The 21,068-nt window shown below is 67.0% G+C and carries 20 protein-coding genes and 1 tRNA gene; 17 read left to right on the top strand and 4 right to left on the bottom strand.

What is annotated here, in order from left to right:
• The 5 genes from L995_RS07170 to L995_RS07150 all read left to right on the top strand — a co-directional run.
• On the top strand, positions 1-599 hold a 599-nt coding region (locus L995_RS07170; RefSeq protein WP_047470566.1), incomplete at its 5' end, for a RapZ C-terminal domain-containing protein.
• A gap of 30 nt (positions 600-629) precedes the next feature.
• Positions 630-1,352, top strand: a complete 723-nt coding sequence (gene creB / locus L995_RS07165; protein ID WP_016445708.1) for a two-component system response regulator CreB — start codon at positions 630-632, stop codon at positions 1,350-1,352.
• Positions 1,353-1,368: 16 nt separating this feature from the next.
• Positions 1,369-2,829, top strand: a complete 1,461-nt coding sequence (gene creC / locus L995_RS07160) for a two-component system sensor histidine kinase CreC (RefSeq protein ID WP_047470564.1) — start codon at positions 1,369-1,371, stop codon at positions 2,827-2,829.
• A 109-nt stretch (positions 2,830-2,938) separates the two neighbouring features.
• Positions 2,939-4,372, top strand: coding sequence for a cell envelope integrity protein CreD (gene creD, locus L995_RS07155; RefSeq protein ID WP_047326563.1), 1,434 nt, complete (start codon positions 2,939-2,941; stop codon positions 4,370-4,372).
• A complete protein-coding gene (locus L995_RS07150) occupies positions 4,369-4,629 on the top strand; it encodes a hypothetical protein (protein ID WP_047470562.1) in 261 nt (86 codons plus the stop codon). The genes creD and L995_RS07150 overlap by 4 nt, the downstream gene beginning before the upstream one ends.
• A 22-nt stretch (positions 4,630-4,651) precedes the next feature.
• Here the strand turns inward: L995_RS07150 and mutY are convergent, their stop codons facing one another.
• The 3 genes from mutY to mutM all read right to left on the bottom strand — a co-directional run bounded on the left by mutY (position 4,652) and on the right by mutM (position 8,889).
• The gene (gene mutY / locus L995_RS07145) at positions 4,652-5,722 is read right to left on the bottom strand and encodes an A/G-specific adenine glycosylase (protein WP_017405123.1); all 1,071 of its coding nucleotides are present in this window, start codon (positions 5,720-5,722) and stop codon (positions 4,652-4,654) included.
• A gap of 4 nt (positions 5,723-5,726) precedes the next feature.
• Complete coding sequence (locus L995_RS07140) at positions 5,727-7,724, bottom strand: dynamin family protein (RefSeq protein ID WP_017405122.1); 1,998 nt, start codon at positions 7,722-7,724, stop codon at positions 5,727-5,729.
• 337 nt (positions 7,725-8,061) lie between these two features.
• On the bottom strand, positions 8,062-8,889 hold the full coding sequence (mutM, locus tag L995_RS07135) for a bifunctional DNA-formamidopyrimidine glycosylase/DNA-(apurinic or apyrimidinic site) lyase (RefSeq protein ID WP_047470559.1): 828 nt from the start codon (positions 8,887-8,889) through the stop codon (positions 8,062-8,064).
• A 62-nt stretch (positions 8,890-8,951) separates the two neighbouring features.
• Between mutM and L995_RS07130 the strand changes: the two genes are divergently transcribed.
• From L995_RS07130 to pth, 7 genes are all read left to right on the top strand, one after another.
• Positions 8,952-10,739 (top strand): tetratricopeptide repeat protein, encoded by a 1,788-nt coding sequence (locus tag L995_RS07130; RefSeq protein WP_026062311.1) that lies wholly within the window; start codon positions 8,952-8,954, stop codon positions 10,737-10,739.
• A gap of 44 nt (positions 10,740-10,783) precedes the next feature.
• Positions 10,784-11,296 carry an outer membrane lipoprotein LolB gene (locus L995_RS07125; protein WP_047326560.1) on the top strand — a complete coding sequence of 171 codons (513 nt, stop codon included), beginning with the start codon at positions 10,784-10,786 and terminating at the stop codon, positions 11,294-11,296.
• Positions 11,297-11,368: 72 nt separating this feature from the next.
• Positions 11,369-12,232: a 4-(cytidine 5'-diphospho)-2-C-methyl-D-erythritol kinase gene (ispE, locus tag L995_RS07120; protein ID WP_047470554.1), complete on the top strand. Its 864-nt coding sequence runs from the start codon at positions 11,369-11,371 to the stop codon at positions 12,230-12,232.
• 29 nt (positions 12,233-12,261) lie between these two features.
• Positions 12,262-12,338 (top strand) — tRNA-Gln (locus L995_RS07115).
• Between the two features lie 44 nt (positions 12,339-12,382).
• Positions 12,383-13,342 (top strand): ribose-phosphate pyrophosphokinase, encoded by a 960-nt coding sequence (locus L995_RS07110; protein ID WP_047470551.1) that lies wholly within the window; start codon positions 12,383-12,385, stop codon positions 13,340-13,342.
• A 172-nt stretch (positions 13,343-13,514) separates the two neighbouring features.
• Entirely contained in the window at positions 13,515-14,144 is a 630-nt protein-coding gene (locus tag L995_RS07105) for a 50S ribosomal protein L25/general stress protein Ctc (protein ID WP_016445697.1), read from the top strand.
• A gap of 124 nt (positions 14,145-14,268) precedes the next feature.
• Positions 14,269-14,892 (top strand): aminoacyl-tRNA hydrolase, encoded by a 624-nt coding sequence (pth, locus tag L995_RS07100; protein ID WP_016445696.1) that lies wholly within the window; start codon positions 14,269-14,271, stop codon positions 14,890-14,892.
• A 4-nt stretch (positions 14,893-14,896) separates the two neighbouring features.
• Here pth and L995_RS07095 read toward each other — a convergent pair whose 3' ends face one another.
• Positions 14,897-15,160, bottom strand: coding sequence for a YfhL family 4Fe-4S dicluster ferredoxin (locus L995_RS07095; RefSeq protein ID WP_016445695.1), 264 nt, complete (start codon positions 15,158-15,160; stop codon positions 14,897-14,899).
• Positions 15,161-15,450: 290 nt separating this feature from the next.
• On the opposite strand from L995_RS07095, the gene L995_RS07090 reads away from it, so the two are divergent.
• The 5 genes from L995_RS07090 to L995_RS07070 all read left to right on the top strand — a co-directional run bounded on the left by L995_RS07090 (position 15,451) and on the right by L995_RS07070 (position 20,866).
• Positions 15,451-16,413 (top strand): ABC transporter permease, encoded by a 963-nt coding sequence (locus tag L995_RS07090; protein WP_016445694.1) that lies wholly within the window; start codon positions 15,451-15,453, stop codon positions 16,411-16,413.
• Entirely contained in the window at positions 16,410-17,327 is a 918-nt protein-coding gene (locus L995_RS07085; protein ID WP_016445693.1) for an ABC transporter permease, read from the top strand. Before L995_RS07090 ends, L995_RS07085 begins: the two co-directional genes overlap by 4 nt.
• Before the next feature lie 14 nt (positions 17,328-17,341).
• Positions 17,342-18,397, top strand: coding sequence for an ABC transporter ATP-binding protein (locus L995_RS07080; RefSeq protein WP_047470545.1), 1,056 nt, complete (start codon positions 17,342-17,344; stop codon positions 18,395-18,397).
• Entirely contained in the window at positions 18,394-19,236 is an 843-nt protein-coding gene (locus tag L995_RS07075) for an ATP-binding cassette domain-containing protein (RefSeq protein WP_016445691.1), read from the top strand. The genes L995_RS07080 and L995_RS07075 overlap by 4 nt, the downstream gene beginning before the upstream one ends.
• Positions 19,237-19,372: 136 nt before the next feature.
• On the top strand, positions 19,373-20,866 hold the full coding sequence (locus L995_RS07070; RefSeq protein ID WP_034364072.1) for an ABC transporter substrate-binding protein: 1,494 nt from the start codon (positions 19,373-19,375) through the stop codon (positions 20,864-20,866).
• Positions 20,867-21,068: the final 202 nt, after the last annotated feature.

Here is a 21,068-nt window from a genome sequence, read left to right as displayed (position 1 = left end):
CGCGGCGCCGCCATCCTCTGTCGCAAGGGCCTGTCGCCGAGGGCCGCCGCGCCCTGGTGCAGGACATAGAAACCGAGCGCGAGCTGCTGGGCGACCTGCGCGAGAAGTCGCATGTCATCGACACCAGCCACCTGCGCTCGTCCCAGCTGCAAAGCTATATCAAGGAGCTGATTGCGGCCCCGGTGGGCCAGATGACGCTGGTCTTCCAGTCCTTCGGCTTCAAGCACGGCCTGCCCTCGGATTCCGACTATGTGTTCGATGTGCGCATGCTGCCCAACCCGCACTACGAACCCCAGCTGCGCCCGCTGACCGGCATGGATGCGCCCGTGGCCGAGTTCCTGCGCCAGCAGCCCGGCGTGGACCAGATGCGCCGCGACATCCAGCAGTTCCTGGAATCCTGGCTGGACATGATGGCCAGCAACCACCGCAGCTATGTCACCGTGGCCATCGGCTGCACGGGGGGCCAGCACCGCTCGGTCTTCCTGGTCGAGGAACTGGCGCGGCACTTCGCCCCGCGCTGGCCCACGCTGTGCCGGCACCGCTCGCTGGACAGCCGGCCCACCCCCAAGCCTGCCGACCTGCTTGCGCACGACATCTGAAGCGCCAGGGTCCGCTCCCGGAGTACTGCGATGCAAGGCATGCCGATGACGAACGCCCCGCGCGTGTTGCTGGTGGAGGACGACCCCGCCATCGCGCGCACCGTCTGCTATGCGCTGGAGCGTGACGGCATCGCCGTGCGCCACTGCCTGCAGCTGGCAGACGCACGCGCGCAATGGCAGGCGCAGCCGCCCGATGCCCTGCTGCTGGACGTGGGCCTGCCCGATGGCAACGGCCTGGACTGGTGCCGCGAGCTGCGCCAGGCCGGCGCCGCCGTGCCGCTGCTGGTGCTCAGCGCACGCGGCGAGGAAATGGACCGCGTGCTGGGCCTGGAGCTGGGCGCCGACGACTACCTGACCAAGCCCTTCAGCCCGCGCGAGCTGGTGGCCCGCACCCGCGCCCTGCTGCGCCGTGCGCAGCGCCTGCAGCCCGCGCCCACAGCCAGCACAGCGCCGCCGGCAGATGCCCTGTTCAGCATCGATACGCAAGGCCAGCGCGTGCGCATGCAGGGCGTGCCCCTGGAGCTGACGCGGCGCGAGTACCAGCTGCTGCGCTGCCTGCTGGAGCGCCCCGGACGCATCCTGAGCCGCGAGTTCCTGCTCGACAGCATCTGGGGCCAGGACAGCGACAGCACGGACCGCACCGTGGACACCCACGTCAAGACCCTGCGCGCCAAGCTGCGTGCCCAGGTGCCGCAGCAGGACTTCATCACCACCCACCGCGGCATGGGCTACAGCCTGACGCTGCCGGGCTGACGCGCCGCCGCACGCCATGCGCCTCGGACTGCGGCTGTTCTTCGCCTTTTTCGTCATCAACGGCCTGGCCGCATTCTTCGTGCTGCGCGTCTTCATGGTCGAGGTCAAGCCCAGCGTGCGCAAGGTGACCGAGGACACGCTGGTCGAGACCGCCTACGCCCTGGCCGCGCTGGCCAGCGACGACATGGCCAGCGGCGTGCTGCAGCAAAGCCCCGCGGACAGCCGCTTCGCGCACCACATGCAGGCCTATGCCAACCAGACCGTCAAGGTCTGGATCTGGGACACGCGCAAGACCAGCCTGGACATGCGCGTCACCATCACCGACCAGCAAGGACTGGTGCTGTTCGACTCGGCCGGCCTGGACCAGGGCGCCGACTACTCGCGCTGGCGCGACGTGTACCGCACGCTGCGCGGCGAATACGGCGCACGCACCACGCGCGAGGTGCAGAACGACGAGGCCAGCAGCGTCATGTATGTGTCGGCACCCATCATGGTGGAAGGCCGCATTGCGGGCGTGCTCACGGCCTCCAAGCCCGCGCACTCGGTGCAGAAGATCGTGGACAGCGCGGAAAGCAAGATGCTGCGCGGCGGCCTGCTGTTCCTCCTGCTGTCGGCCGGCGTGGGCTTTGCCGTGACCTGGTGGCTGGTCATCCATGTGCGGCGCCTGCGCAGCTATGCCCAGCAGGTACAGGCGCCCACGCTCAACGAGGCCGCCTCGCCCACCACGGCGCCCCCCATGCCCGAAGCCCCGCGCATGCCCGGCGAGCTGGGCGAACTGGCCCGCGCCATGGAGAACATGCGCAGCCGCCTGGAGGGGCGCGACTACATCGAGGGCTATGTGCGCGCCCTCACGCACGAACTCAAGAGCCCCGTGGCTGCCATCCGTGGCGCAGGCGAGCTGCTGCAGGAAGACCTGCCCGCCGCCGACCGCGAGCTGTTCGCGCGCCAGGTGGTGGACCAGTGCCAGCGCCTGCAGAACCTTGTGGACCAGTTGCTGCGCCTGAGCCAGCTGGAGCAGCGCCGCGCCCTGCACGCGCACACGGCCTGCAGCCTGCAGGCCTGTGCCGAACAGGCCATGGCGCAAGTCCACAGCGCAGCGCACCAGCGCCGCATCCAGCTGGTGCTGCAAGGCCAGGACAGCAGCGGCCCCTGGGAGCAGGACCTGGTGGTGCTGGCCCTCAGCAACCTGCTGAGCAACGCCATCGACTTCGCCCCCGAAGGCAGCAGCATCCACGTGGACCTGGAGCCCGGCCGCGTCAGCGTGCGCGACCACGGCCCCGGTGTGCCCGAGGCGCTACTCGGCCGGCTGGGCGAACGCTTTTTCACCACCCCCCGCCCCAACGGGGAGCGCAGCGGCACGGGACTGGGCCTGTCCATCGTGCTGCGCATCATGCTGCTGCACGGCGGCAGCATGCAGGCCACCAACGCCCAGCCCGGGCTGCGTGTCACGCTGAACTGGCCACTGCGGGCACACTGACGCCCCCCATCGGTCCTGCGAATCCGACTTCACACCCGCTTCACACACTTCATTCCGGCCACACAGCCCCCGCCCAGACTGCGTCCACGATCAACGAACGGGATGTGGAATGAAGAACCGACTGCTTGCCAAAGGCGTGGCCCTGCTGGTCATGCTGGGCCTTTTGATGCTGGGCCTGGGCCTGGTACATGACGTGGTGCGCGACCGCATACGCAACCGCGACAACGCCGTGCAGGGCGTGGTCGCCAGCCTGGCCGGACGCCAGACGCTGATGGGACCGGTGCTGGTGCAAAACTGCACCGAGACCACCGGCATAGAAAAGGGCAGCAAGACGGAATGGACCACGCGCCAGTTCCAGCGCATGCTGCTGCCCGACCAACTGCGCCATGAGGCAACGGCACGCATGGAAGAGCGCTCGCGCGGCCTGCACCAGGTCAGCACCTACGCCATGCAGGACAGCATCAGCGCCAGCTTCACCCATGCCGCGCAGTACCTGGAAAAGCCGTCCATCGAAGCGGCAGCCAACCAGGCCGTGCGCTGCGGCGCACTGCGCGTGGCGCTGTCGCTGACCGATCCGCGCGGCATACGCTCGGCCACCATCGAGGCCGGCGGCAAGAGCCTGGACGTGGGACCCGGCACCTCGCTGGAACGCTACTCGCAAGGCCTGCAGGCGGAGCTGGCGCCTGCCCTGCTCAAGAAGGACGAGCCCCTTGAGCTGAAGATTGCCCTGGAACTGGTGGGCACCGAAAAGCTGGCCTTCGTGCCGCTGGGCAGCCACAGCCAGGTCCAGCTGTCGGCCGATTGGCCCCACCCCTCGTTCGGCGGCAGCTTCCTGCCCAACCGGCGTGAAGTCAGCGACAAGGGATTCAACGCCAGCTGGAATCTCTCGGCACTGGCCTCTTCGGCGCGCCAGGCCTTCACCGACCAGCAGCCGCTGTGCCAGCCAGGCCGCCGCGACATGGAGGAATACGCCGCCACGGCGCATGCGCCCAGCAGCGGCCCCTGCCTGGAGTCGCTGGACACAGACTTCGTGGATCCCATCAACGCCTACTCGCTGAGCGACCGGGCCACCAAGTACGGCCTGCTCTTCGTGGTGCTGACCTTTGTGGCCGTCGGCCTGTTCGAGGTGCTCAAGCAATTGCGCGTGCACCCCATCCAGTACCTGCTGGTGGGATCGGCGCTGTGCAGCTTCTTCCTGCTGCTGATCAGCCTGTCGGAGCACATGGGATTTGCCAGCGCCTACGGCATTGCTGCCTCGGCCTGCGTTCTGCTGCTGGCCTACTACGCCAGCCACATCCTGGGCAGCCTGCAGCGCGGCCTGCCGTTTGCTGCGGGAATCGCCTCGCTCTACGGCCTGCTGTATGTGCTGCTGCAGCTGGAGCAAAGCGCGCTCATCGTGGGCTCCATCGCGCTGTTCGCCGTGCTGGCCCTGATCATGGTCTGCACACGGCATGTGGACTGGTATGCCTTTGGCCGGCAGGATGGCGACCGCGGCGATGCAGACGCAGGCACCCGCCCAACCGTGGGAGCGCTGCAGCCATGAACGCCCTCACCGACACCCATGGCACGGCCGATGTGCCCGGCGTGCGCAGCCCGCTCGATCAGGCGCTGGAACGCCAGCGCTGCGAGCAGGCCTGGCACCAGGCGGTGCAAAGGGGCGACCGCCAGGCCCTGCTCAGCCTGCGTCTGCACATTGCCGAGGCCGCCGCACGCGCACGGCGCAAGCCGGGCGCACGTGAACAATGGCTGGCGTGGATGCTGCTGCGCTGCGCCCTGCTCCTGCCGCGCCGCACGTTCTAGGAAGACGCGGCGGCCTTGGGCTTCAGCCCGCAAACTGCGCATCCAGCAGCTTGCGCACCGGGGCCGGCAGGCCCATGTCGGCCCAGGCCCTGGCATCGGCCCAGCAGCCCTGGCCGTCTGCCATGGCAGCATCCGGGCCGCTGCCATGGACAGGCACGCGCACCGGATGCAGATGCAAATCACGGTGGGTGAGCACATGCAGGAAAGCCGGCAGCTCGGTCCAGTCGGCGGATCGTGCGGCGGGCCAGTGCCGTGCGGCGGCCTGCTCCAGCGCCTCGCGTTCATTGAACACGGGAGGCGCATAAAGGCCCGCCCAGATGCCCTGCTGCGGGCGGCGCTCCAGCCAGACGCGGCCTTGCCCGTCCACGGCGATCAGCAGCCACCAGGCCTCGGAACTGCGCTTGAGCTTGCGCGTTCGCACGGGGTAGTTTTCGGGATTGCCGAAGCGGGCCGCCCGGCACTGCGGCTGCAGCGGACAGACCAGGCAGCTGGGCTTGCGCGGCGTGCAGATGGTGGCACCCAGGTCCATCAGGCCCTGGGTATAGCGGGGCATGGCCTGCTGCAGGTCCTCGGTGGGGCACAGCTGCTGGGCCAGGTCCCACAGTTCGCGCTCGTTCCTGGCCACGGCCAGATCGGCATCGAAGGCCAGCACGCGCGTGAGCACGCGCCGCACATTGGCATCGAGGATGGGCACGCGCTCGGAAAAGCAAAAGGACGCGATGGCGCCCGCCGTGGACCGGCCTATGCCGGGCAGCGTGGCCAGATCCTCGGCCCTGCGTGGAAAGGCCCCCCCCCACTCCTGGACCACGGCCTGGGCGCAGCGGTGCAGGTTGCGCGCACGGCTGTAGTAGCCCAGGCCGCTCCACAGCGCCAGCACGGCATCCTGCGGCGCGGCCGCGAGGCTGGCGACATCGGGAAAGGCATCAAGGAAGCGCTGGTAGTAGCCCAGCACGGTGCTCACCTGGGTCTGCTGCAGCATGATTTCAGAGAGCCAGACGCGGTAGGGATCGCGCGTCTGCTGCCAGGGCAGGTGATTGCGTCCATGCGACGCCTGCCACTGCACGACGGGCGTGGCAATCGAGGGAAAGGTCAAGATATCAAGCAGTCAGTGAAGTTTCCTGTGCAGCCTTTGCCAGGCCGGGGAAGGCGGGCGTGGGCGACAGGGGTTGCAGCAGTTCCATGGTGGCCTGTCCCAGCTGCAGCTGCAAGGCCGTGAGCTGTTCGTCGGCGGCCTCGATTTCGGCAATGCGCTCGACCAGGCCCGAAGCCGCATTCTGGATGCGGTCCACCGCTTCGATGCGGCGGGCAAAGCTGCGCTTGCGCTCTTTCAATTGGGCATCCAGCTGGGCCGTGGCGGACTTGCTCCACATGTCCACGTCGTTGGCCGCAGACTCGAAGACCGTGCGCAGACGCATGGCAAGGGCCTTGATCAGCCGCTGGGCAAACGCGGGATTGCTGCGTCTGAGCGCGTGGCCCAGGCCCAGGTACTGGGTGTAGCTGGCCTCGATGCGCTGCAGGTCGCCGCCGAACTCGGTCAGCTCCAGCTGCGCAGGAGCCTGCAGCGAGAAGCCGAACTCGGCATTGAGTTCCTTGAAGGTCGCGCCCAGCATGGACTGGATCTCGCCGGCCTGCGCCTGGGCCCGGGTCGCCACGGTGCGCAGGCGTTCGAAGGTTTCCGCGTAGACCTTGCGCGCGCCCAGCTTCAGGCCGCGCTGCTCCAGCGCCTCCTTGAGATCGACCAGTTCCTGCTTGAGCGCGCTGGAACCGAGCTGGCGGAAGATGTCGCGCAGCATGCGCATGTGCACCAGGCGCACGGCCTGGATCCTGGCGGCGCTGGCATCGAAATCGCGCTGCTCGCTCTCGATGCGGTTGCGCATGGAGGCAATCACGCTGGCGTTCTTGCCGCGCAGGCTGCGCAGCTCGGCCATCTGGTCGTCCAGGTCGCGGCGGCGGATATTGAGCACGCGCTCCACCTCGACCTGCAACTGCTGCACATTGGCCCTGACAGCCGTCTGCAGAACCTTCTGGCGCTGGCCCATGATGCCCTCGGCCAGCATGTTCTCGAACATGGGCAGCCCGCTGGCCTGCAGCAGCGCCTCGTTGCCGGAGACCTTGGCCACCAGGCCCTTTTGTGCCGACACGGGCAACACCCGCTCCACAGGCAGGCCCAGCATCTGGGCCGATTCCTGGCGCTGGCGCTGCAACTGGGCCTGCACCTGCGTCGCGGAGCTGAGGCTATCCCACAGCGTATCTATCTTGTTGAGCACCACCAGACGCGAATCGGCCAGTGCCTGCTGGCCCGACGCCGCATCGGGCGGCAGCACATGGTCGCGCCAGATGGCCAGGTCGGACTTGGTCACGCCGGTATCGGCCGCCAGCACGAAGACCACGGCATGGGCCTGGGGGATGAGGTTGACGGTCAGCTCGGGCTCGGCACCCACGGCATTCAGGCCGGGCGTATCCAGAATGACCAGCCCCTGCTTGAGCAGGGGATGGGGCATGTTGATCAGCGCGTGGCGCCACATGGGCACCTCCACCAGGCCCTGCTCATCCACGAAGGGATTGCCGCCCTGGTCATCGTCATGCCAGAAGCCCCAGGTTCGCGCCAGATCCACCGACACCTTGCGCACCTCGGCCACCTTGGCCAGCGTGTCGGCAATCTGCTGGGCATTGTTCACATCCAGCGGCAGCTGCAGCCAGGCCTCGGGCCGGGCGCGCCACTGGCCCAGGCTTTCCAGCGATTCGCGCGTATCGATGGGCAGCAGGCGCAGGCTGGGCTGCAGTTCGGCTTCCCAGCCCAGCTCGGCCGGGCACATGGTGGTGCGACCTGCGCTGGCCGGCATGAGGCGGCGGCCGTAGTGGGCGAAGAAGACTGCGTTGATCAGCTCGGACTTGCCGCGGGAGAACTCGGCCACGAAGGCCACCATGACCTTGTCGCCGCGCACCTGGGCTTCCAGCCGCTGCAGCCGCTCCTGCACAGCGACATCCAGCAGCTCCTGGGACTGCAACCATTCGCGCAGCGCATGCAATTGCTGCGCAAAGCCACGGCGCCATGCGCCATGCTGGTCGAATTGCTCGTTGAATGATGGTCCCACGTGTTTCCCCCGCCATTGCATCGCCAATGCCTGCCGATGCTTAGTGATCGCCTCGACATTGCGCCGCAAGCGTGATGCCTTTTCTCATCAAAATATAGCACCGTCGCCCCGTTTTGCCCGCAGCTGCGCCCCAAGGCCGGCTCCTGGAACGGGGGGATTCAGGGCAAAACATCGTTTATTTACAAATGAAACAATATTTCACCATCAATCCAGCGCGGCTGAGGGGTGATTTTCAGAAATGTGAGCCTCCCGCACAGACCCGATATGAATCTCGCGCAGATTGGCCTCCACAAGCGTTACGAGACGTTGAAAATTCGCTCCTCTTTTTGAGGCCATCTCACGCTTTCTGACACCGCGCGCAAAAGTAGGTGCTGCGCTGGCCCTGGCGCAGCAGCTGTATGGGCGAGCCGCAATGCGTGCAGGGCTGGCCCTCGCGGCCATACACCTTGGCCTGCAGCTGGAAGTGGCCTGCCATGCCGTCGGGCGCCGAGAAATCACGCAGCGTCGTTCCCCCTTGCTCTACCGCCAGTTCCAGCACGCGGCGAATCTCCTCGAACAGCCGGCGCACCTTGCGCGGCCCCACCTCGCAGGCCGGCTGCGTGGGCGCAATGCGTGCCATGAACAGCACTTCGGACGCATAGATATTGCCCACGCCCACCACCACGCTGCCGCTCAGCAGCAATTGCTTGATGGGCGTACGGCTGGCCTTCAGACCGGCCTTGAAGGTCTCGAACAGGAAGCTGTCATCCAGCGGCTCCATTCCCAGATGGTCCAGCAGCCTGCGCGCCCAGGGATCGTTCTCGGCCGGCACATACATCACCGCACCGAACCGGCGCGGATCGTGCAGGCGCAGCTGGCCCTTGCTGGTGTGCAGATCGAAATGGTCATGCGCGCCCGCCGGACCCAGCGGCAACTCGTGCGGCGCCACGAAACGCAGGCTGCCCGACATGCCCAGATGCAGCATGAGCAGGCCTTCGCTCAGTTGCATCAACAGGTACTTGCCGCGCCGGCGCACGCTGTGCACCTCGCGCCCGGTCAGAAGCTCGGGGGCAATGCCCAGAGGCCAGCGCAATGGCTTGCCCAGCGCCACGGATTCAATGCGCGCTCCGGCGATCTGCGAGGCGAACGCACGCCGCGTGATTTCTACTTCTGGCAATTCGGGCATGCGATCCGGGTTGTACTGAGGTTGTGCGAAATGCGGGCCGAGGCTTCGATTATTATGATTCGATGGATCATCGCCTTCGCCTTCAGGGACTCGCCGTGGCAGCAGCCCTGGCCATGGGTTCCGCCACTGCCTGGGCTCTGCCTGGCAAGACCGCAGCCACCATCGAGACGGAATCCCCGGAACCTCCATCGTCCGCCGCCGCGTCTGCCGAAGAGGAGCGCGCAGCGCTCAACGCCGAACTGTTCTACGAGATCCTGGTCGGCGAAATCGCTGCCAGCGAAGGCGCGCTGGGCGATGCCCAGGCCATGATGATGGAGGCTGCGCGCACCAGCGGCAGCGAGCAGCTGTACCGCCGTGGCACGGAACTGGCGCTGCAGTCGCGCTCCGGTGAGCGCGCACTGGCCAATGCCCGCGCCTGGCTGGACGCCTTTCCCCAGTCACGCGATGCCAACCGCTTCGTGCTCCAGATCCTGGTGGCGCTGAACCGCATCGCCGATACCGGCAGCTATCTCAAGCGCGAGATCGAGGCCACGCCCGCTCCGTCCAAGCCCGCCACCTATCTGGGCATCACCCAGCTCTACAACAACGCCAGCGACAAGGCCCTTGCTGCCGATGTGGTCGAGCAGGCTATGGCCGGCGAAACCGACAATCCGGCCAGCGGCCCGCTGGCCTGGGCCACCATCGGCCACATGCGCCTGGGCGCCGGGCAAAAGGCCGCAGCCATGCAGGCCGTGCAAAAGGCCCAGGCGCTGACACCCGACACAGGCCCCGTGGCCCTGCTGTCCATGGAGCTGCTGGAAGCCGGCATGCCGGAGGCGGAACCCATCGTCAAGCGCTACCTGGCCAAGAACCCGTCAGCCCAGATGCGCATGGCCTATGCCCGCGTGCTGCTGGGTCAGCAGCGCCTGGACGAGGCCCGGCAGCAACTGGTCTCCATCACCATGGATTCGCCCGACTACGCCGAAGCCTGGGCCACGCTGGCCGCCCTGCAGCTGCAAACGAACGATGTGGGTGCGGCGCAGGCGTCCACCGAGCGCTTCGGCAAGCTCGTGCCGCAGATTCCTGCCGGCGTGGCGCGCAGCGCCGGCCAGTCCCAGTACTACCTGCTGCAATCACAGATCGCTGAAAAGCAAGGCAGGTTCGACGAGGCCGATGCCCTGCTGCGCCGCATCGACGATGCCCCCAACCTGCTGAGCGTGCAGGCGCGCCGAGCGAGCCTGCTTGCACGCCAGGGCAAGCTCAAGGAAGCGCGCGCCCTGATCGAAGCCGTGCCTGCCAGCGGCCCCAGCCAGCAACGGCTCAAGCGCCTGGCCGAAGTGCAGTTGTTGCGCGACGCCAATCAGAATGCCCAGGCCTATGCGCTGCAGGCCGAGCTGCAAAAACAGGACCCCGAAGACGCCGAACTGGCCTACGACACGGCCCTGCTCGCGGAGCGCATCGGCAAGCATGACGAAATGGAGCGGCTGCTGCGCGGCATCATCGCGCGCCGACCCGACTTCCAGCATGCCTACAACGCACTGGGCTACTCCTTCGCCGAGCGCGGCATCCATCTGGACGAAGCAGAAAAGCTCGTGGGCAAGGCGCTGGAGATGTCGCCCGGCGACCCCTTCATCACCGACAGCCTGGCCTGGGTGAAATTCCGCCAAGGCAACCTGGACGAAGCGCTCAAGCTGCTTGAAAGCGCCTACGCCTCCCGCCCCGACGTGGAGATCGCGGCGCACCTGGGCGAGGTGCTCTGGGTCAAGGGCGATCGCGAACGCGCGCAGAAGATCTGGCGCCAGGGCCTGGCCTCCAGCCCCGACAACACCACGCTGCGCGACACCCTGCGCCGCCTGGGCGTCTCGCTTTGAGCCGCCGCGCCGTGCCCCACCCCGTGCCCCATCGTTTGCACCCCATGCTCATCCGCCGGCAGCTGTGCGCCACGGCTGCTGCCACGGCGCTGCTGACTCTGGCCGGCTGCGCCCTGCCACCCCGCCAGCTCCAGGCCGATGCAGCAGCACCGGCCGCCGCCGGGCACTGGTCGGGCCGACTGGCGCTGCAGGTGGAAGATGCGCAGAACCAATCCTTCAGCGCAGGCTTCGAGCTGCTGGGCACCCCCCAGCGCGGCGAGTTGCTGCTGTTCACCCCCCTGGGATCGACGCTGGCGCGCCTGCTCTGGGCGCCAGGACAGGCCAGCCTGCAGCAAGGCGAGGACCGCAAGACCTCGGACTCGCTGCCCACGCTGGTGCAAGAGCTGACGGGCAGCGACCTGCCCATCGCCGCCCTGTTCGACTGGCTGCAGGGCCGGGCCACGGCCGCTGCGGGCTGGCAAGTCGATCTCTCCCGCATGGAGCAGGGCCGCCTGTCCGCCCGGCGCCATGACCCGCAGCCGCCGGCAGCGCTGCGCATCGTGCTCGACACACCCTGATTTGCGCCGGGCGCGCCCTCTGCACCCCCATCCCGCCGCACCCGCCTCCATCCCTCTCATCCTCTCCAGCCCATGCGCTCGCTCCACGACGTGCCGGCTCCGGCCAAGCTCAACCTGTTCCTCCATATCACCGGCCGCCGAGACGATGGCTACCACCTGCTGCAATCGGTCTTCATGCTGCTGGACTGGCACGACACGCTGCACTTCGACAAGCGCGGCGACGGCAACGTCAGCCGCGAGGACCTCTCGGGCATGGCCCTTCCTGCCGACGACCTCATCATGCGGGCCGCACGCGCGCTGCAACAGGCCACCGGCTGCAGCCAGGGCGTGCACATAGGCGTGGAAAAGCGCCTGCCGGCACAGGCCGGGATGGGCGGAGGATCGTCGGATGCGGCATCCACCCTCATGGCGCTGAACCGCCTGTGGCAACTGAACCTGACCCGGCGCGAACTGCAGCGCATTGGACTGGGCCTGGGCGCAGATGTGCCCTTCTTTCTGTGCGGCAGCTCCGCCTGGGTGGAGGGCATAGGCGAGCACATCACGCCGCTGGAGCAAAGCCATGCCCTGCCGCCCCAGCGGTTCGTGGTGGTCAAGCCCGAGGCGGGACTGGAAACCCTGTCCATCTTCCGCGCCCCCGACCTCAAGCGCGATCATGCCCATGCTACAATCGCCGACTTTGCTGCAGATCACTATGACTTTGGCCAGAACGACTTGCAGCCCGTCGCCGAAAGGCTGCAGCCTGAAGTGAAAAAAGCCATTGATTGGCTCAAGTCCTTCAAACTGCGTGCTAGAATGACGGGCTCGGGAAGTGCAGTATTTGCACCACTGACGCAAACAATCGACTTCGAGAATGCCCCAGGCATCTGGAATGTCAGAGTTTGCAGGAATCTGCAGGCCCATCCCCTCAAGGATTGGCTCAAAGATGAGAGTTTATAGGCTGTCTGCCTGCGGCAGAGGGCCTGTGTAGGGGAGTCGCCAAGTTGGTAAAGGCACCGGATTTTGATTCCGGCATGCGAGGGTTCGAGTCCTTCCTCCCCTGCCAAACGTCTTTCGCGTCAAGGCAAACCCATCGTACTGGGGCGCTCAATGCATTCACATCATCCTGACATCATGGTCTTCACCGGCAATGCCAATCCTGGCATGGCCGCTGAAATCGTTCAGCACCTCGGCACCACGCTGGGTGCAGCCGACGTGGGTCGCTTCTCCGATGGAGAAGTCGCCGTCGAGATCAAGCAGAACGTGCGTACGCGCGACGTCTTCGTCGTGCAATCGACCTGCGCACCGACCAACGACAACCTGATGGAACTGCTGGTCATGGTGGACGCCCTCAAGCGTGCATCGGCCGAGCGCATCTGCGCGGTGATTCCCTACTTCGGCTACGCCCGCCAGGACCGCCGCCCGCGCTCCACCCGCGTGCCGATCACGGCCAAGGTCGTGGCCAACATGCTGCAGGCCGTGGGTGTCGAGCGCGTGCTGACCATGGACTTGCACGCAGACCAGATCCAGGGTTTCTTCGACATCCCCGTGGACAACATCTATGCCACGCCGGTGCTGCTGGGCGATCTGCGCCAGAAGAACTACGAAGACCTGATCGTTGTCTCGCCCGACGTGGGTGGCGTGGTCCGTGCCCGTGCGCTGGCCAAGCAGCTGGGCTGCGACCTGGCCATCATCGACAAGCGCCGCCCCAAGGCCAACGTCTCCGAAGTCATGCACGTGATCGGCGACATCGACGGCCGCAACGGCGTGATCATGGATGACATGATCGACACCGCCGGCACCCTGGTGAAGGCAGCCGAAGTGCTCAAGCAGCGTGGTGCCAAGAGCGTCTACGCCTATTGCACGCACCCGATTTTCTCGGGTCCGGCCATCGAGCGCATCGGCAACGGCAGTGCACTGGACGAGGTCGTGGTGACCAACACCATTCCTCTGAGCGCCGAAGCCCAGGCTTGCGGCAAGATCCGCCAACTGTCCGTGGCCCCCCTGATTGCCCAGACAATCCAGCGGATTTCCACCGGCGATTCGGTGCTGAGCCTGTTCTCCGAATAAAATATCGGCCCCTGTGGTCTGAACCAGCAAACCTCCTTCGGGAGGTTTGCGCGTTCCGGGATGGTTTCAGGACCATCCCGGGACACCGCAAGAGCAGCCTGTTCCGCACGGGGCAGGCGTTCTTTTATCAACGGATGAGGCTGGTCGCGGTCCATCCATCTAGGAGTTAGTTATGCAATTCGTCGCTTTTGAGCGCGCCAAGCAAGGTACGGGTGCGAGCCGCCGTCTGCGCAATTCGGGCAAGGCCCCTGGCATCGTCTACGGCGGTGCTGCCGAAGCCCAACTGATCGAGATCGATCACAACGCCCTGTGGCACGCCCTGAAGAAGGAAGTGTTCCATTCCAGCGTTCTGGACATGGAAGTCAACGGCCAGACCTCCAAGGTCGTGCTGCGCGACGTGCAATTCCACCCCTACAAGCAGCTGATCCTGCACGTGGACTTCCAGCGCGTTGACGACAAGACCAAGGTTCACCTGAAGGTGCCGCTGCACTTCGAGGGCATGGAACAGTCCCAGGCCGTCAAGGTCGAGAACTGCACCATCACTCCCCTGATCCATGAACTGGACGTGGTGTGCATGCCCGCCCAACTGCCCGAGTTCATCAAGGTGGACCTGAGCGGCCTGACCTCCAAGTCGACCCTGGGCCTGCAGAACGTCAAGCTGCCCAACGGCGTGAAGGCTGTGGTGCGCGGCTCCAACAAGAACCCGGCCCTGATCTCCATCAAGCTGCCCGAAGTGGCTCCTGATGCATCCGCAGCTCCCGCAGCGGCTCCGGCCGCTCCGGCAAAGAAGGGCAAGAAGTAATTCTTGGCTTTCCCTTGCGGCGGCTGCGGCTGCCGCAACCTGCAAAAGGCCCACCTCGCGTGGGCCTTTTGCATGGTGAACACCATCGCCTGCCTGCTGCGGCCGCCATGGAGATAATCGCCCGATGATCAAATTGTTTGTCGGCCTGGGCAATCCCGGGCCGGAGTATGAGGACACCCGCCACAACGCGGGTTTTTGGTGGATAGATGCGCTGGCGCGCGAACTCAAGGTCCACCTGGTGCCCGAGCGCAGCTACTTCGGCCTCATGGCCCGCGCCAGCGTGCGTGGCGAGAGTGTCTGGCTGCTCGAGCCGCAGACCTTCATGAACCTGTCCGGCAAATCGGTGGGTGCGCTGGCGCGCTTTTTCAAGATCCAGCCCGAGGAGGTCCTCGTGGTCCATGACGAACTGGACTTCGCCCCAGGCCAGGTCAAGCTCAAGCGCGGCGGCAGCCACGGCGGCCACAACGGCCTGCGCGATATCCATGCCCAGCTGGGCTCGGCCGACTACTGGCGGCTGCGCATCGGCATAGGCCACCCGGGGCACAAGGCCGAAGTCGCCAACTGGGTGCTCAAGAAGCCCGCGCCCGACCAGCGCCAGCTGATCGAGGACAGCATTGCCCATTCGCTCAAGGCCTGGCCCGAGCTGCAGGCGGGCGACATGGACAAGGCGACCTTGCTGATCCACACCACCAAGCCTCCACGCCCCAAGCCCGTGCGCCCGGCCACAGCCGAGAGCGACAAGGGCTGAGCGATCAGGAAGCGGCGGGAGCCTGGGATTGCAGACGCAGGTATTTCTGCATCAGCGTCTCGCGGTCTTCCACGTGGGCGGGATTCACGGGAATGCAGGCCACGGGGCAGATCTGCACGCACTGGGGTTCATCGAAATGCCCCACGCACTCCGTGCATTTGCTGTGCTCGATCTCGTAGTACTCCTCGCCCATGGAGATCGCATCGTTCGGGCACTCGGGCTCGCAGACATCGCAGTTGATGCATTCGTCGGTGATCATCAAAGCCATGGCAGGTCCCTCGCAAGCGCACGCCACGCTCCGGGCCGGGCAGGCCCTTGCACCCCGAACGGGCCTTGCAGCAAGGTGGCATCAGTCATTGCGCCATTATCCTGCCCCCTTCATACGCATGAAGGCTGCACGGGCAAGCATACGCGCCGGATCGGCACGTAGCGATGCACCTTCAAAGGCCGCTATGCTGCGCGCATGGACCGTGCGCATTACCATTCGGGCCCGCCAAGAACCACCCACACACATTCCGCCGACGTGACAGCCCAACACCGTGCCAAGGCCGACTGCCCATGAGCGTCTTCCTGCTCAAGCGCCTGCTGATGCTGGCAGCCACGCTGCTGGGCGCCTCGGCCGTGGTGTTCGGCGTGCTGGAAGTGCTGCCCGGCAATGCGGCCCAGACGCTGATGGGGCCCGATGCCGCCCCCGAGGCCGTGCAGGCGCTGGCCGAGCAGCTGGGACTGGACCAGCCAGCCTGGCAGCGTTACCTGCAGTGGCTGCAGGGGCTGCTGCATGGCGACATGGGACTGAGCTACGCCTACAGCACACCGGTCAGCGATCTGGTGCTGGAGCGCCTGGCAGTGACCGCCCCGCTGGCCGTGATGGCCATGCTCATCACCACCGTGCTGGCCCTGGCAGCGGGCATCTATGCCGCCTCGCGCCACAACCGATGGGGCGACCTGGGCGTCATGGGCCTGGCGCAGATCGGCATTGCCATCCCGAATTTCTGGTTCGCCATCCTGCTGATCCTGGTGTTCTCGGTGAAGCTGCAATGGTTTTCCGCAGGCGGCTTCCCAGGCTGGAGCGAGGCCGATGGCGGCGGCGTCCTGCCCGCACTGCAGGCCCTGCTGCTGCCGGCGATCTCGCTGGCCGTGGTGCAGGCGGCCATCCTGGCGCGCATCACGCGCTCGGCCGTGCTGGAAGTGCTGCGCGAGGACTTCGTGCGCACGGCCCGCGCCAAGGGCCTGCCGCGCCGCGCCGTGCTCTGGGGCCACGTGCTGCGCAATGCCATGATTCCCGTGCTCACGGTCATGGGGCTGCAGTTTGCCCAGTTGCTGGCCGGCACCATCGTGGTGGAGAACGTGTTCTACCTGCCGGGCCTGGGCCGGCTGATCTTCCAGTCCATCGCCAACCGCGACCTCATCGTCGTGCGCAACTGCGTGCTGCTGCTGGCGGCCATGGTGGTGGTCATCAACTTCATCGTGGATGTGCTGTACGCAGCCATTGATCCACGCATCGAGGCCAGCGACATATGAGCCAGCCAGGCAACCCTGTTTCGCCGACCGCTGCGCCACCGGGCCATCGGCCCACGCGGGCGGTCACCCTCAGCAGGCCGGCCAGCCTGGGCCGGCGCATGCTGGGCCACCGCAGCTTCATGCTGGGTGCCATGCTGACCGCGCTGCTGCTGCTCACCGCGCTGCTGTCCTTGTGGTGGACGCCGGGCTCGGCCTACGACATGGACCTGGATGCCAAGCTGGCCGCACCCGGCAGCCTGCACTGGCTGGGCACCGATGCCTATGGGCGCGATGTGGCCTCGCTGCTGTTCCTGGGCGCGCGCAGTTCCATCCTGGTCGGCGTGATCGCCGTGGGCATCGGGCTGTCGATGGGCGTGGTGCTGGGACTGGTCGCCGCGGCCTGCCGGGGCTGGGTGGAAGAGGCCATCATGCGGCTGGCCGATTTCAGTTTCGCCTTTCCTGCGCTGCTATCGGCCATCATGCTCACGGCCGTGTTCGGCGCGGGCATCGTCAACGCCATCATTGCCATCGGCATCTTCAACATTCCCACCTTTGCGCGCATCACGCGGGCATCGGCCAAGGCGGTCTGGGCACGTGAATACGTGCTGGCTGCACGCGCCTGCGGCCATGGCCGCGCCAGCATCACCTGGCGCCATGTGCTGCCCAACATCCTGCCCGTGCTGGTGGTGCAGGCCACCATACAGTTCGCGCTGGCCATTCTGGCGGAAGCCGCCCTGTCCTATCTGGGCCTGGGCACGCAGCCGCCGCAGGCCTCCTGGGGCCGCATGCTCAGCGAGGCCCAGACCCTCATGTTCCAGGCCCCGCTGCTGGCCGTGTGGCCGGGCCTGGCCATTGCACTGTCCGTGCTCGGGCTCAACCTGCTGGGCGACGGGCTGCGCGATCTGCTCGACCCGCGCCTGTCGCGCCAGCGCTGAGGAAGACACGCGCCATGCCCCTGCTCGAAGTCTCCGGCCTCACCATCACCTTGCAGACCCCGCGCGGCCGCGCGCGTGCCGTGCAGAACCTGGAATTCATCCTGGAGCGCGGCGCCACGCTGGGCCTGATCGGCGAGTCGGGCTGCGGCAAGTCGCTGACCGCCCTGGCGCTGATGGGCCTGCTGCCGGAGCATGCGCAGGTGGACGGCAGCATCCGGCTCAACGGCCAGGAGCTGCTGGACATGGACGAGCGCGCGCTGTGCCGCCTGCGCGGCAACCGCATGGCCATGGTGTTTCAGGAGCCCATGACGGCCCTCAACCCCGTGCACGGCATCGGCCGCCAGGTGGCCGAGCCGCTGCGCCACCACCAGCGCCTGGGCCGCCAGGCCGCGCGCGAGCGCGCAGTGGCCCTGTTGGAGCGCGTGGGCATTGCCCGCGCAGCCCAGCGCTTTGATGACTATCCGCACCAGTTCTCGGGCGGCCAGCGCCAGCGCATCACCATCGCCATGGCCCTGGCCTGCGGGCCCGACCTGCTGATCGCCGACGAACCTACCACGGCGCTGGACGTGACCGTGCAGCAGCAAATTCTCGATCTGCTGCAGGAACTGGTGGCAGAGCACTCCATGGCCTTGCTGCTGATCTCGCACGATCTGGGAGTGATCGCGCAAAACGTGGAGCAGCTGCAGGTGATGTACGGCGGCACCGTGGTCGAAAGCGGCATGACCGAGGCCATCTTCGCGCGCCGCGCCCATCCCTACACGCGCGGCCTGTTCGCCGCCAGGCCGCAGCTGGAGCCTTCGGGACCAGGCCACCAGCCGCCGGCGCGGTTGCCCACCATTGCCGGCACCGTGCCCGAGCTGGTGGACCTGCCAGCCGGCTGCGCCTTCGCGGGCCGCTGCAGCCATACCGAGCCCACCTGCCACAGCGAGCGCCCGCGCGCCCTGGTCCTGGAGCGCCCGCAGCGGCCCACGCCCACCGCCCTGCAGGCCTGGGCACAGCCGCATGTGGTGCGCTGCCTGCGCTCCGAGGCCATTGCGCCGGGCATGCATACGCAGGGCCGCAGCACATGACGGAGCACGACCGCCAGGCACCGGCCGCTGCCGATCCGCCCCTGCTGCAGGTGACGGACCTGGCCCGCAGCTACCGGCTGCCACGCCGCTCGTTGTGGCGCGCGCCGGAGCAGGTGCATGCGCTGCGCGGCGTGGATTTCACGCTGACGGCGGGGCGCAGCCTGGGCGTGGTGGGCGAGTCGGGTTCCGGCAAGTCCACGCTGGCACGCCTGGTCATGGCGCTGGACACTCCCAGCGCCGGCAGCGTGCAGCTGCTGGGCCAGGATCTGCACCGGCTCGGCAACCAGGCACTGCGCATGGCGCGCCGCGATTTCCAGATGGTGTTCCAGGATCCTTACGGTTCGCTGGACCCGCGCATGACGGTGGAACACATCGTCTGCGAGCCCCTGACCGCCCAGCCTGCACCGCCCGAGCGCGCAGCCCGGCGCGACCTGGCCCGCGCCACGCTGGAGCAGGTCGGGCTGCGCGTGCAGGACCTGGACAAGTACCCGCATGAATTCTCGGGCGGCCAGCGCCAGCGCATCGCCATTGCACGCGCCCTGGTCACGCGGCCCCGCCTCATCGTGGCCGATGAGCCCGTGAGCGCCCTCGACGTCTCGGTGCAGGCCCAGGTACTGAACCTGCTGCGCGATCTGCAGCAGCAGCTGGGCCTGTCCTACCTGTTCATCAGCCACGACCTGGCCGTGGTCCAGCACCTGTGCGACGACGCCATCGTGCTGAGCGAAGGCCGCATCGTCGAGCGCGGGGCTCCGCAGCAACTGTTCCACGCCCCGCAGCATCCCTACACCCAGGCCCTGGTACGGGCCGTGCCACGCATCGCCCTGCAGCACCGCGCCTGAAAGCCGAAAGCTGACAACCACCGGAGCGGACCGGGTCCTCATGGCCACGCGCACGCGCGCCCTGGTGTAAAAACACTGCTGCAGGCCGCAGCCAGCGGCCTATGACCCATCTGCAAGAATTTCCGGAGACCTGTTCATGTTCAATCGCCGTTCCCTGCTGGCCAGCTCCGCTGCTGCCGGCCTGCCCCTGCTGATGCCCTGGCCTGCGCTGGCCCAGGGCCGCAAGGACAGTGTCACGCTGGCGATGACGCTGGAGCCGCCGGGGCTGGACCCCACGGCCGGCGCCGCATCGTCCATTGGCGAGATCGTGCTCTACAACCTGTTCGAGACGCTGACCAAGATCAATCCGGACGGCAGCGTCTCCCCGCTGCTGGCCGAAAGCTGGGAGGTCTCGCCCGACCTCAAGACCTACACCTTCCGCCTGCGCAAGGGTGTGAGTTTCCAGAACGGCGAGCCCTGCAACGCCCACAGCGTGAAGTATTCCTTCGACCGCGCGGGCGACGACAAGAGCACCAACAAGGACAAGCGCACCTTCGCCGCCCTGTCCACGCGCGTGGTGGATGACCACACGGTAGTCGTCACCAACAAGGACATCGACCCCGACTTCCTCTTCGTGCTGGGGCAGGCGACCTCCATCATCGTGGAACCCAAGAGCGCTGCCACCAACGCCACGCGCCCCGTGGGCACGGGCCCCTACCAGCTGGGCAACTGGAACAAGGGCGCCTCGGTCACGCTCACGGCCTGGCCCCGGTACCGCACGGCCCCCGGCCTGCGCATTCGCCGTGCCACCTTCCGCTTCATCTCCGACCCTGCAGCCCAGGTGGCCGCACTGCTGGCCGGCGATGTCGACGCCTTCCCGCGCGTCACGCCGCGCAGCGTGGCCCAGTTCAAGGCCAACGGGCGCTTCCAGGTCGTGGTCAGCGGCTCGCGGGCCAAGACCATCCTGGCCATGAACAACGCGCGCAAGCCCTTGAACGATGCGCGGGTGCGCCGCGCCATTGCCGCCGCCATCGACCGCAAGGCCGTCATCGACGGCGCGGGCGACGGCTACGGCCTGCCCATTGGCAGCTACTACGTGCCCACGGCCTTCGGCTACGTGGACACCACGGGCATCAACCCCTTCGACGTGGAAAAGGCCAAGGCGCTGCTGGCCGAGGCCGGCGTCAAGACGCCGCTGGAGCTGACCATGACCCTGCCACCCACGCCCTACGCGCGCCAGGGCGGCGAGGTGATTGCCGCGCAGCTGGCCAAGATCGGCATCCGAGCCAAGCTGCAGAACGTCGAATGGGCGCAGTGGCTGTCGGGCACCTACACGCTCAAGAACTACGACCTGACGCTGATCTCCCATGTCGAGCCCTTCGACCTGGGCAACTTCGCCAAGCCCGACTACTACTGGGGCTACCAGTCGTCCCAGTTCAACGAGCTGTACGACAAGATCAAGAACGCCTCGCGCCCCGCCGACCGCTCGCGCCTGCTGGGCGATGCGCAGCGCCTGCTGGCCCAGGATTGCGTGCATGCCTTCCTCTACACGCCGCAATGGGTCACCGTGGCCAACAAGAACCTGCGCGGACTGTGGAAGGACATGCCCGTCTTCGTCAACGATCTCTCCGCACTGTCCTGGGCCACCTGAACCGCGCACAGGTTGAGCCACAGGCGACAGGCGCGCCGGTGGCACCGGGCCACACTGCGCCAGATCTGCCGCAAGAACCGCCATCTTCGAGGAAGCCGCGATGACTGGAACGACACAGGCCCTGCACGACCTGCCCGCCCATGCGCTGCTGCGCGCCTACCGGAACCGCAGCCTCTCGCCCGTCGAGGTCATGCACACGCGG

This window comes from Delftia sp. ZNC0008, from assembly GCF_000799035.1.
GTDB classification, from domain to species: domain Bacteria; phylum Pseudomonadota; class Gammaproteobacteria; order Burkholderiales; family Burkholderiaceae_C; genus Comamonas; species Comamonas tsuruhatensis.
This window is presented reverse-complemented; position numbering and strand designations above follow the sequence as displayed.